The following is a 13,649-nucleotide window of genomic DNA, read 5'->3' as shown; positions in this document are numbered from 1 at the left end:
AATGAATAAAAGTTTATTTGTATTAGTCTGTTTGTTATCCAATTTTGGAATGCTGTTTAAAAGTTTAGCCCAAAATAAACAGCCTAATATTATTTTTTTAATGACCGACGATCAGCGTTGGGATAATATGGGGTGTTATGGCCGACCAGAGTTTTATACACCAAATATAGATAAGCTAGCTAGCGAAGGCGTAGTATTCGATAATGCTTATTACGCTGTTGCTATTTGTATGCCAAGTCGTGTTACCATGATGACGGGCCGTTATAACTCCAACCACCGTGTTGGGTTCGTAGCTCCAGATGATTACACTTTATCGCAAGCGGATTTTTCTAAAAGTTATCCCGCTATGCTAAAAAAAGCAGGTTATAGAACAGGGTTTATTGGTAAAGTTGGTTTTACTGTTACCCAAGAAACTACCCGACCAAGTACACCCAAAAAACATTTTTACAAGGAAAACATGGGGACTACTTTCGATTTTTTTGCGGGTAGTGAAACTCGCGATGATAAAGGCTTTGTTTTTTGGCCAGAAAACGATACACAATTACAAGATATTTATAAACCCGGGCGCGAAAACTCAGGTAGAACATTGCGAACAGGCGAGGCTATGCAGCGTTTTATAGATACACAACCTAAAGATAAGCCGTTTTGTTTATCGGTAAGCTTTTATGCGGTAAAACATGATGCTAATAAAGATATGTATATGCCAGATTTTGAGCAATTTAAAGATGTCGATTTCTCGGTGCCAAATAACTATGTAGAAGGCGAAAATGAAAAATTACCAAAAGTTGTAAAAGAAAATGCCAGAGGTGTGTATTTACACCGCCAGCGCACTGCAAAGCAAGAACAATACCAACGTTTGGTGCGACGGTTTGCAACTCAGGGTTACTCGGTCGATGATCAAGTTGGGCTTTTAATAGAAAAATTAAAAACAAAAGGCTTACTAGAAAATACAATTATAATTTATACTAGTGATAACGGACGCTTTCAAGGAACCCACGGCTTATTCGATAAATGCTTGCTTTATGATGAAGCTGTAAAAGCACCACTCATTATTTATGATGGTCGTATGGATGCGACAAAGCAAAAACGCAGAGAAAATGCACTTATATCTTCAGTTGATATGGCATCAACTATAGTGTCCTTAGCAGGTTTAAAGCCTACTGAAAGTATGCAAGGAAAGGATATTACAGGCGTTTTAAATCAAACTCAGGACATGAGTCAATGGCGGGATACTGTATTTATGGAAGATTTGTTTTTAGTCGACATGTTTAAAGCTAGAGCAAATCCTAATGCCGATGCCATTAATGAGAAGTTAGTAAGCGAAAACAAGTCATACAGAGCTCGTGGTGTTCGTACTAAAAAATGGAAATATTTCGTGTATTATGAGCATAATCCAAAAATTGAAGAGCTATACGATGTAGAAAACGATCCGTTGGAGCAAAATAATCTGGCTACAAACCCAGAATATAAGAAGGAACTTAAAAAATTCCGAAAACAAACCGAATATTTGTATCAAAAAGCAATCAAATAAAAATGAAGTTTTATCTGAAAATATGCCTGTTAATTTTAGTAATTAGTTTTAATAATTTCGTTTTTTCGCAAATTAGCCTGAAGTCTTTAAATGAATTTAAACCATCTAATGGCGAGTGGGTTGAAGCAGAAACGATTCAGCTAGATTCATTAAATACTCAAAAATTCAGTTTTTCTTCTGGCGAGGGGATTTTTGTAAATGGCGAAAACGGTAAGGCAAAGTACTTGGTTTCAAAAAAGGAATATCAAGATGTCGAAATTCATTTAGAATTTATGCTACCTAAAGGTTCTAATTCGGGTATTTATATACAAAGCAGATATGAAATTCAATTGTTTGATAGTTGGGGAGTCACAGGACTTACCTTTTACGATTGTGGAGGCATTCAACAACGTTGGGATCAAACTAAGCCAGAGGCAGAAAGAGGTTATGGTGGTTTTGCTCCAAGAACAAATGCTAGTAAAGCACCTGGTGAATGGCAGGAATTGGATGTGATTTTTAAGGCTGCAAAATTTAATGATTTAGGCGAAAAGGTAAAAAATGCAAGATTCGATAAAGTCATTCTTAACGGAGTCGTTATTCATGAAAATATTGAATTGTCCGGACCAACAAAAGGCGCCCTATCCGAAACCGAAATTGCAAGTGCACCGTTTCGTTTACAAGGTGGACACGGGCCAGTGGCTTTTAAAAATATTAGAGTAAGAGACTTGAATCATATAAGATCATCTAAACCAAATAAATGGATTGATCTTTTTGAAAACACCAATGAAGCAGGTCCTAATTACGATTTTATAGTGCATGGTAATGCTACAAAAGAGGAAGCAAACGCCATGTTCGAGTTTACCGGAAAAAAGCTTAAGGCCATGTACAAGTGGCCGAAAACAGCAGCGCCTTATGGAATAGCTGTTACAAAAAAGGCTTATAAAGACTACGATTTAAAATTCGAATTTAAATGGGGCGAACGCCGCTTTGAACCTCGTTTAGAAAAAATCCGCGATGCAGGTCTTTTGTACCATTGTCCAATAGGGACTTATGCGTGGCCACCAAGTTTAGAATATCAAATACAGGAAGGAGATTGTGGCGATTTATGGAATATTATGGGGGCGCATTGCGATGTTTTAAAAAATGGAGAAATTATAAAAATAAAAAGAAGAGATTATAGTAGCTCAAAAAAATGGAGCGATGAAGAAAAACCAGGCTGGAATAAGGTTTTGCTTAAAGTTCGAGGAAATTCGGCTAAGTATTATTTAAATGGCGTTTTAATAAATGAAATTAAAAATGCTACCTATGGCGGTTTATCTCTTACATCTGGATTTATTGCTTTGCAAGCTGAATATGCAGAAGTAATTTATAGAAAAATAAAAATTAAGGAACTTTAGGTTTAAAAATAAATAATAAAAAAGAGTAGATATGAAGATTAAAAGCGTGTTTAACTATAATTATAAAGTGGCTAAGATATTTTTACTGCTGATTTTGGTGTTAGGTTTAACTAATGTAAATGCCCAAACCATAGTAAATTCATTAAGTGAATTAATGCCTTATTTAGAAAAGGATAATGTCGAGGTTACGTTAGCACCAGGCGATTATACCATAACAGCAGCCGATGTAAAGAAAGGATTGTATAAAAAGGAAATGAAGTTGAAAAACACCAGTAGCGTATTACTCCTTTTTGAAGGTAATAATAGTACTTATGATTTTACCGATGTAACAATAAGTATTGATACTAAAGTACTTCAGTCCTTTGGTAAGAATCAGGTTAATGAACTTCAAATTATTGGTAATAATAACGTGCTTAAAAACTTAACCATGGTAGATAATGGTTCGGTTCATGATGCTCCAACAAGGCGTGCCACTAACATTGTAATGGATGGTTCTCACAACAGAATTGAAGGCTTTCATGTAACCACAAAAGGATCTTTTCCTTATGGTTATGGCGATGCTTTTGGTAAAGGTGGTAAAGTGGTAATAAAACATAGAAAACACAGTGCGTGCTTAATTCGTGGCGAATCTAATCAACTTAAGAATTCTACATTTATTCACAGAAGTTACGGGCATTGTATTTTTACACAAGCAGCTAGCAATCCTATTATTGAAGGTTGTGTTGTTGAAGGAGAAGTTCGTAAAACCGACGATATGTTGGCAGAAACTTCTGGTCCAGCATTCGATGTTAATTTTATGACCGTGTGGGGCTATAAATTACCAAAAGGCTATATGTTAAGCACCGGTGAAGCAGGAATTAGAGCGTATAATGCTGGCGAAACTATAATTGATGGTAAGGTTTATAAAAGAGGCACATCCAACCCAACGGTATTAAATTGTACTATAAAATATATGCGTACAGGCGTTACATTGTCGCATGCCATAGGAAAGAAATATGTTAAAGGTTGTACCATTATTGGTTGCGAAAATGGTTATTCATTAGGATCTGGAACAGTGGTAGATTGTAAGGCAGATTGTGCTTTCGGACCAGTGTATTCCTCTACCTATGAGAACGATAAAAATTACAATGCCGATATTACAATTATTCCGGCAACAGACCCGTATTACAATGGTTCAGGTAGTGTAGCTTATATAGGCGGAAGTGGTCATGAAATTACATTGCGTGGTTCAGATGAAGCAGTGCAAGAAGGATTGCGTATTAAAGTTGGTGGCGATAAAGGAAATATTCGTTTAAAAAATGGAAATTTTCCGCATCAAAACGATTTTAAAGGCGGAAGCTTTAAGATAAATAATCTAACTAATTATCCAATATTTTTATCAGCAAAGAGTAGTAATGTCAAGGGTAAATCTATGGGTGAGGTTTCAGATTTAGGAACTAATAATAAAATTAAACAAATTAAATAGGCATGAAAAATAGACGGTTTGTTATTACTTGCGGATTAATTATTTCCATGTTTAATATGGGGAATGTTTTTGCACAAACACCTATTTGGCAAGGAAAAGGAAGAATTGCCATCAGTTCTGATGGGAATGAGCATGACCATGACGATTGGGCTGCAACGCCCTTAAGTTTGGCTTTAGTAGCAGCAAAAGGTCTTCAAGATAATTTGGTGCTTTATACGTATAGCGATCACGTTTGGGGAAGTAATCAAGATCATCCAACTTCAAAATCTGGTTTAAATTCATATCAACATATGCGTGAAAGCGCTTTGAAATGTGGCGAGTGGTTTGGTTTTAATAATACAAACTTTATTTGTGCTGTCGATAATGCCGAGGTTGCTTACAACGCTTTGCGAGATGAAATCAATAAATCTTCAGAAGAAAACCCTTTAGTTATTATTGCTGCAGGACCAATGCAGGTGGTTGGCGAAGCTATTAATCGTGCTGATGTGTCTAAACGACAATATGTAAGCCTTATTTCGCATTCTGGTTGGAACGATAATCATAGTGATAAACCACATAAACAGTATTGGGATACCCATTCGGGTTGGACGTTTAAAGAAATTAAGGCTGCTTTTTCGGGTGAAGAAGGCGGGCGTTTAAAATGTATTCATATTACAGATCAAAATGGACGTGATGATTATGAAGGATTAAGAGCTCCAAAAGAAAAATTCGATTGGATAAAAACGTCAGAGGCGCAAAACAATAAAGCATACAAAAAGGGCGCTTGGGAATGGCTTTATACGAGATTAGAAACTTGTGTTAAAAAAGGTGATTTCGATCCTTCTGATGCAGGAATGGTGGTGTATTTATTCACCGGTATTGAAAAAACAAACCCCGAGTTAGCTAAAGAAATTATGGAAAATCCGGTTTTTAAATAAATTAAGGTATACACAAATAATGAAGTCTACAATACTTTTTATAATAGTTTTGCCCGCGTTACTGTTTGTTTCGTTTCAAGATATCTATCAAATGAAGCGGGTAGAGATACAGGTGTCTAATCTTGCAGAACTTAAAGATGCTGTTAAAAGTGGTAATCAAAATATTTTAATGAAACCTGGCAATTATATCATTACCGAATTGCCAGAGGATGAAAGAAGTATTGTGTGTTCGGGTTCTAATAATACTATTAATCTTAAAGATGTATATATTAATTTTCCTGTGGGCACTTGTAAAGATGCTCACTTTAATTTTACTGGATCTAACAATAAACTTTCAGGAGGCGTTTTTGAAGATACTTATCAAAATGGTATGACCAAAGTTACCGATTTTGGTAGCTACAATCAAAACAGAAAAACCTTAGCAAAAGGTCTTAAAGGTGGTGCTAATATTAGAGTTTCGGGTAACGGAAACACCATTGAAGGTGTGAAGTTAACCGTAAGAGGCTCCTTTCCCTATGGTTATGGCAATATGTATGGTATTGGTAGAGGTAATGCTACAGGTTTAGATAAACGCTGTGCTTTATTAATTACAGGTGTTGGCAACACAGTGGATAACTGCGAGTTTCAACATCGCGCATTTGGTCATGTTATTTATATGCAGAAAAATGCCGATAAAACCCTAATTAAAAACTCATATATTGAAGGTGCGGTGCGCCCAAGTAACGATACCTACAAAGAAACTAATGATGGCGATTTACCAAAACGATTCGATTACAAAATGCCTTTAGGGCAAATGAAAGGGCTTCCTATTCCGCGAGATGTTATGTTTAACCTCACGGAAGATGGCATACGTGCCTATAATATTCCTGGTTCGGTAACGGTAGAAAATTGTAAAGTTGTTAAATGCCGAGGCGGTATAAAACTTTATATGGCAAAAGGAGATGTTAAAGTGAGTAACAGTACTGTTTTAGATTGTGTTGTAGAAGGGTATTCCTTAAATAATGGCGGCGAGTTAATTAACTGTAAAGGTAATGCGGCATATGGTCCATTGCTTTATATGCATTTCGATAAAGTGTCAAATCAAAAAATAGATCTTACAGTGTTGCCAGCGCCACATGCGGTTGGTAATCATGTATTTGCTGCAATAAAAGGGCGTGGTCATAATATAACGCTAAAGCGAGCAAATTATAAAGGTCAAATTGATAATACACTAAGGCCAATAGTAGTTGGTTATAAGGCGCGTTTTGAGTTTCTAACCACTAGTTATCCGGGAGTTCCAGAAGGTTATGGGGGAAATTTCAATGAGTATTTTGGAGACAAAACATATCAAGCCTCAAATATTTCTATTAGAAATGAAACCGAATATCCTGTTATTATTGGAGATATGTCGAAAAATAATAGCATTGAAAGCTTTGGGAACATTACCAATCTTGGAGAAAATAATACTATTGAAAAAATATTAAGAAAGAATTAAAAACAAATAACAGGAGCTGAAAAATGAGCATGAAGAAATTAGTATTAGTATGTTTAGCGGTGTTTGGAGTTTTAGTTGGTTGTAAATCTGCTAACACAGAACCATCAGAAGTAACTAATTTCATTGTGATTTTTACCGATGATTTGGGGTATGGAGATGTAGGTGTTTATGGTGCAGAAGGATATGAAACCCCATATTTAGATGCCATGGCAAACGACGGCATGCGATTTACCGATTTTTCAGTTTCAAGTTCAATTTGCACACCATCAAGAGCAGGACTATTAACAGGACGCTATGCACAGCGCTGGAATCATGATAACGGTGTGTTTTGGCCCCATAGTAAAGATGGTATGCCAGCATCAGAAATTACTATTGCCGAAATGCTAAAAGAAAAAGGTTATAAAACAGGAATGGTAGGTAAGTGGCATTTAGGTCACCAACCAGAATTCTTGCCAACAGCTCAAGGCTTCAACATGTATTATGGTATTCCTTATAGTAACGATATGTGGCGGGACCCTGAAATGCCCTTAGCAGAAGATGTAGTTTTTAACGAAGGTTTTACGGTTAAGGATTATAAGAGTTCAATTCAAAAAAACAAATTAAAAAGCAAAGTACCTTTAATGTTAGGAAATAAGGTTGTTAAGTGGCCTGTAGATCAATCTGTGCTTACCCGTAAATACACAGATAAAGCGAAGCAATTTATACTTGAAAATAAGGAGGAACCATTCTTTTTGTACATGGCGCATAGTATGCCGCATATACCGCTTTATGCTTCAAAAGACTTTGCCGGAAAAACAAAACGTGGCTTATTTGGCGATGTTATTCAAGAAATAGATTGGTCTGTTGGCGAAATTTTAAAAACCTTAAAAGCTCAAGGTTTAGATAAAAATACCATGGTCATTTTCACGTCAGATAATGGACCTTGGGTTAAAAAACGGCCTAATGCAGGTTCTGCAGGTGTGTTTAGGGATGGTAAATTTTCGTCTTACGAAGGCGGAAGTCGCGTGCCATGTATAGTTTGGCAACCGGGTACGGTGCCTAGTGGAGCGGTTTCAAATGAGCAAACATCAACACTCGATATATTACCTACAATTGCAAATATTGCAGGAGCATCGGTTCCCAAAGATCGAACTATAGATGGGTTAAATATCACTGAGGTTTTTAAAGGAAATACTTATACAAAATTGGATAGACCTTATTTTTTATATCGCGGCGATGGTATTCGAATTGGAGATTGGAAATATGTGAAAGACAAAGATTCTGAACAACTTTTCAATCTTTCAACAGATAAAGAAGAATCTAAAAACTTAATGGAACAATATCCTGATAAAGCACAAGAATTAATTGATAGCTTAGAAAGTGTTAGGCTTAAATTGAATTAATAATCTTCATCGTGTTTGTGTATATAGCTGAACTACAAGTGTTATAAGACATAAGTTATAGTTAAAGAGCATTAGTTTATATAAACGGCTTTCTTCAAAATTTATATTTGTGGAAGTTGAATAATTACGAGTATTACATGACTCCTCATTATTTTAATTTATTTAAACTAAATAACCCTTAATTAACTAAACTAGAATTATGAAAAAAATAAAATTACTTAATATAGTAATGGTAGTCTTTTTATTATCCATGTATCAAAATAGTAATGCGCAAACGGTGGTTAGCTCTTTGGACGCATTTAAAACAGCTATAGCTAATAGCAATCAAGATATTACTTTACAAGCTGGAAATTATAACCTTGAAGATTTAGCAAGTGGATCACGAGTTATTACATTCTCTGGCTCAAACAATACTATTACTTTAACCAATGTTCACATAGAAGTTCCTGTTGGAAGCATTCGTGAATCTTATATTCTAGTAACTGGTAATAATAACATAATTAATGGTGGCGAGATTGAAGATACCTATAGAAATGGTTTAACCGAAATAACCGATTTCGTAGCATACCACCAAGATTCCGCTAATTTGGCATACGGTCTTAAAGGAGCAGCAGTTATGACGGTTTCTGGAACAGATAATTTAGTAGATGGTCTTAAATTAACGGTACGCGGTTCTCATCTTTATGGTTATGGAAGCATGTATGGTATTAATCAATACAATACATTTGGCATGAATAAACGTTGTGGATTATTGATTAATGGTCCAAGAAATACCTTAGACCATGTTGAAGTGCAAATGAGAGCTTTTGGTCATGGTATTTTTATGCAAGGTGAAGCAGATGAAACAGTAATAAAAAACAGCCTAGTAGAAGGTCGAGTGCGCGCTTACGCAGACTTGTATAGCGAGACCGATCCAAATTCTTTTCCGTTTAGATCAGACTATAAATTACCAGGAACATCAAATACAGAATATGATATGCCTTTTAGTGAAGATGTGGAGCCAATTCCTACTGATCAAGTATTTTCGCTAAGTGAAGATGGTATTAGATCGTACACAGGAACAGGAAGTGTTACTGTAGAGAATTGTACAGTAAAGAAAATGCGTGGTGGTATACGTTTGTATTTAGGTAATAATTGTTCTGTAACAAACTCAACGGCTATCGATTGTGGGAGCACCAACTTTAATATGCCTTCTGGCGGTACAATTACTAGTTCTAGCGGGAATTTCGCGTATGCACCATTGTCCGATTTTAGGCTAGGAAGAAATAATATGGATATAGAATGGACCATAATTCCTTCGCCTCATGCTACGGGACCTCATAATTTGGCAGATGTTCAAGGAAGTGGCCACAACATAGTTTTTCATCGTACAGACGGTCCTATTGATGCAGAAGAACGCGCCATTGTAATAACCGGTAATAATTCAATCATTATAAACGAAACAGAATACAATATTGTTCTTGAAGCGGGTACAAGCGGAAATGTTATATACAGTTGTGGAGGCGGCATGGTAACGGATAATGGAACCAATAATACGGTAACTACCTTCGATAATTGCGAGGATATCGATAATGTCTGCCCTAAAACAGCTGCATTAATGGAAGCTGAATGTTACGATAGTATGTCTGGAGTTCAAACAGAAACATGTGCTGAAGGCGGTTTAAATATAGGTTATATTAATAATGATAATTGGGTGAGGTTTGAAGGCATCGATTTAAATGGTGCTAAATCAGTACATGCAAGAACAGCAGGTAAATATGACGGCGGAACTATTGAGGTGCGCTTAGGTGATGTTGCAGGAACGTTAATTGCGACAATACCGGTGAGTAATAGAGGTGGATGGCAATCTTGGGGAACAGATTCTGTAGATATTCCGAGTTTTACAGAAGGTGTTTACGATGTTTATTTCGTATTTAAAAGTGCAAGATCGGGCTCTATTTTTAACATAAATTGGTTTAGTTTTTCTGAAGAATCGTTATCCGTTAGTTCGAATGCTCTATTGAATAATCTTAGTATATTTCCTAATCCATCAGATAAAGAAATTACGGTTTCACTAAATAATACGGGGTTAGAAATTAGTCAGGCTAAAATCATTTTATACAATATAACAGGTCAGGAAGTGTTGGCTGTAAAACCTCAAAATAGTAAAAAAATAACGCTAGATGTATCTCATATTAAAAGTGGTGTTTATTTTCTACAAGTGAGTGATAATTTTAGTGTTATTACCAAAAAAGTAGTCAAGCTTTAGCGGTAATTTAAACCAACTTTTTTAAACTTCTAATAGTGTTTCAACAAAGAAGTAGAGCTAAAATATACTCTTAATTGTAATAATGCTTTTTTATTACTTTTAGGAGTAATTTGCTTTAATGATATGGTTTCAGTTACAGCTTATGCCTGTTAGATTTAATTATAGGCTATAATTGATAGAAAACGAATCATAATTTATATGTCATTTTTTAGCTTCGATGTATTTTTATTTGAAAATATAGGACTAACTAATTAAGCTAATATGAAACTAGAAATTACCTATCGTTTACCTAAGATTTCGCAACTAGTAAAACAAAAATTGACTCTAAGTGTGTTTTTGTTTTTTGCAACAATCACGTTTGTAAATGCACAATTCGTTCATCCAGGAATCACTCATAAAAAATCAGATTTAGATCGTGTTAAAGCAATGGTCGAAGCGCAAATGGATCCTTGGTATTCATCATATCAAGAAATGGTTTCCGATTCTAAGTCAAACTATAGTTATGTGGTTCAAGGCGATCCTTCATTTACAGAATTAGGTCGAGATAATAAAGTCAATTATGGTGCTTGGAATAGTGATATTAGAGCCGCCTATTACAATGCTATACGATGGTATGTTGAAGGCGATTCGCGTCATGCCGATAAAGCCATTGAAATTTTTAATGCTTGGGTAAACCTTGAAGCGGTAACAAGTAATGGAACTACCGCTTTAAGTGGAGGTGTAGCATATATTATGATTGAAGCTGCCGAAATTATAAAACACACCTATACAGGCTGGACGGAAGCCGATAGAAACAAGTTTGAAGACATGTTGGTTTTTCCATATTATTCAAACACCGAAGTGCCATCGGGTGTGTCTAGAACTTATGGGTCTTTTTATTGGCAATCTTATTTAGGCGATCCTATTCGTCATGGAAATCAAGGGTTATCTGGATGGAGAACGGTAATGGCTATGGGCATATTTCTGGATAACGAAATAATGTACGATCGCGCTTTACGTTACATTAAAGGCCTTCCACATAGAGCAGATGATTTACCTTATCCTGCAGGACCAAATACTAGTGATAGTATGACAGAGTCTACCGAGTTTGCTGATACTTTTAGTATTACAAGAGGTTATTCGCAAGAAGATTATGGCTATAATGAGGTTATGACCAATTATATCTGGGAAAATGGCCAATGTCAAGAAAGCTCTAGGGACCAGCAGCATACTGCTTTTGGTATAGGTTTATTAACGTCTATGGCAGAAATGGCATGGAATCAAGGTGAGGATTTGTATGGTCATACCAATGATAGGCTATTACTAGGTTTGGAGTATAACATGAAATACAACGTTTCGGCTATTGAAACTTATAACGATCAACCAGCACCGTGGGTTCCAACCGTTGAATCGGGAGAGTTTATAGAACGCATGGATAGAACAGGTCGATGGTTTTCTAAAGCCATAAGTCCTGACGGTAGAGGGGATTTTCCTGGCATTAGACCAGTGTTTGAAATGCCAGTAGCACATTATGTTGGTAGAGGTTTAAAGGCTGAAGCAGATTTACTTTGGACCAAACGTGCTCGCGATAAAGCTATTCAGACTTCAGGATATGAAGCAGCAGGTTGGACTAACGATGCTATTGGATGGGGCGCACTTACTGCACGTCGTCCTGTGTACTGTTATGGCGATCCTATTTCTGGGTTCGATGCCAATGCTTTACCCGTTTATGATATGAATTTTTCTGAAACGACCATTGAAGCTGAAAATTTTGATTATGATCCTATTCAAAATGGTGAAGGTCGTGTGTATCATGATTTAAGTGCATCCAATACTGGCGGAGCTTATAGAACTTTTGATGCTGTAGATATTGAAAATACTGCTGGAGGAGGTTACCATATTACCACAATAGAATCGGGCGAATGGCTTACATATACTATTTCGGTGGCAGAAAGAGCAATGTATAGTATCGATGTTAATTATGCAGCGTCACAAGCCGGAGGAACCATGAAATTTAGTTTTGGTGGCGAAGAAAAAACGGGAGATTTAGAAGTACCTTTTGGAGCACCAAATTCAACAAGTGATACAGACTGGAAAATATATACTATTGCTGAAGATATTCTTTTGGAAGCAGGTGTTCAAAGTTTTAAAATTATGTTTAATGGAACTTCCGAAGCTTTTAATTTGGATAGTTTTTCAATTGCCAAAACAGGTATTGCTAAAAGCGATCAAACAATTCAGTTTTTTACACTATCAGATAAAGTTTTAGGTACTGCAGATTTCGATCCAGGAGCAACTGCAAGCTCAGGATTACCAGTAAGTTATAGCAGTTCAAATCCTGCGGTTGCCACTATTGTAGACGGGAAAGTGCATGTTGTTGGTGTTGGTACAGCTACTATAACAGCTAATCAATCTGGAGATGCTTTATTTAATGCAGCACCTAGTGCATCGCAAGACTTACGAGTGGTTGCTGCCATTGAAGGCACAATAACTTTGGATGTTTTGGCCGATACCTATGTAAGAGATGCAGGAAATGCTAATAATAATTATGGATCCGATGACAATATAGTAACAGTGGCATCTGGTCGTTATGGGTATTTAAAGTTCGATTTAAGCGCTGTTCCTGGAACGATAATATCTGCTAAACTTAGAATATACCAAAGAACAACGTTTAAGTTTTCTAGAAGTATTTATGATGTAGCAGATGATAGTTGGGAAGAAGATGTAATCACATTTAATAATAGGCCATCATTTGAAAATGAACGCGCTCGTATAACAACCAATTCAGCTTGGAATGAATGGGATATTTCTTCATACGTAGCTCAAGAATATAGTAATGATAAGTTAATAACTGTAGTTGTTAAAGATCCGATAGATCCTGAAGCTAGTGCAAAAGGAATTGATTTCCGCTCTAAAGAATTTGATTCAGGTAGTGTCGCACCGGTGTTGGTAGTTGAATATTCTAGCGAGTCTTTAAGTGTAAATGATATGTCGCAAGGCATAGAACTATACCCAAACCCAGTTACAAATCAGTTAAAGGTTTCTTTATTAAAATCAATTAACTTTAATGACACTAAAACACAGGTGTCGCTTTATAGTTTACAAGGTCAAAAATTAATGGAAGTAAATCCTAAAAGTGGAGAAGTAAACCTAGATGTTTCAAAACTGAATACAGGCATTTATGTTTTAATGGTTAAAAATGGCTCAAATGTCACTTCAAAAAAAATAGTAAAACTTTAATTTAAATAGAAAAGATTATAAACTCAATTTAACTTCA

At 35.9% G+C, this 13,649-nt stretch carries 8 protein-coding genes; all 8 read left to right on the top strand.

Annotation, left to right across the window (positions count from 1 at the left end):
* Window position 1 precedes the first annotated feature (1 nt).
* The 8 genes from HNQ90_RS11160 (at window position 2) to HNQ90_RS11125 (ending at window position 13,612) form a co-directional block, all read left to right on the top strand.
* Entirely contained in the window at window positions 2-1,531 is a 1,530-nt protein-coding gene (locus HNQ90_RS11160; RefSeq protein ID WP_206669645.1) for a sulfatase-like hydrolase/transferase, read from the top strand.
* Window positions 1,532-1,533: 2 nt separating this feature from the next.
* Complete coding sequence (locus HNQ90_RS11155) at window positions 1,534-2,907, top strand: 3-keto-disaccharide hydrolase (RefSeq protein ID WP_144116234.1); 1,374 nt, start codon at window positions 1,534-1,536, stop codon at window positions 2,905-2,907.
* 31 nt (window positions 2,908-2,938) lie between these two features.
* A complete protein-coding gene (locus tag HNQ90_RS11150; protein WP_144116235.1) occupies window positions 2,939-4,372 on the top strand; it encodes a hypothetical protein in 1,434 nt (477 codons plus the stop codon).
* A 2-nt stretch (window positions 4,373-4,374) separates the two neighbouring features.
* Complete coding sequence (locus HNQ90_RS11145) at window positions 4,375-5,289, top strand: hypothetical protein (protein WP_144116236.1); 915 nt, start codon at window positions 4,375-4,377, stop codon at window positions 5,287-5,289.
* Between the two features lie 19 nt (window positions 5,290-5,308).
* Window positions 5,309-6,763: a protein-transmembrane prediction gene (locus HNQ90_RS11140; protein ID WP_183822340.1), complete on the top strand. Its 1,455-nt coding sequence runs from the start codon at window positions 5,309-5,311 to the stop codon at window positions 6,761-6,763.
* Between the two features lie 29 nt (window positions 6,764-6,792).
* Complete coding sequence (locus HNQ90_RS11135; protein WP_144116237.1) at window positions 6,793-8,145, top strand: sulfatase family protein; 1,353 nt, start codon at window positions 6,793-6,795, stop codon at window positions 8,143-8,145.
* Window positions 8,146-8,344: 199 nt separating this feature from the next.
* Window positions 8,345-10,393, top strand: coding sequence for a carbohydrate-binding protein (locus tag HNQ90_RS11130; protein WP_144116238.1), 2,049 nt, complete (start codon window positions 8,345-8,347; stop codon window positions 10,391-10,393).
* A gap of 261 nt (window positions 10,394-10,654) precedes the next feature.
* Window positions 10,655-13,612 carry a CBM96 family carbohydrate-binding protein gene (locus HNQ90_RS11125; RefSeq protein ID WP_144116239.1) on the top strand — a complete coding sequence of 986 codons (2,958 nt, stop codon included), beginning with the start codon at window positions 10,655-10,657 and terminating at the stop codon, window positions 13,610-13,612.
* Window positions 13,613-13,649 lie beyond the last annotated feature (37 nt).

Source organism: Algibacter amylolyticus (genome assembly GCF_014202225.1).
Lineage (GTDB): Bacteria > Bacteroidota > Bacteroidia > Flavobacteriales > Flavobacteriaceae > Algibacter_B > Algibacter_B amylolyticus.
The sequence above is the reverse complement of the archived record's forward strand: the minus strand, read 5'-3'. Positions and strand labels throughout refer to the sequence as shown.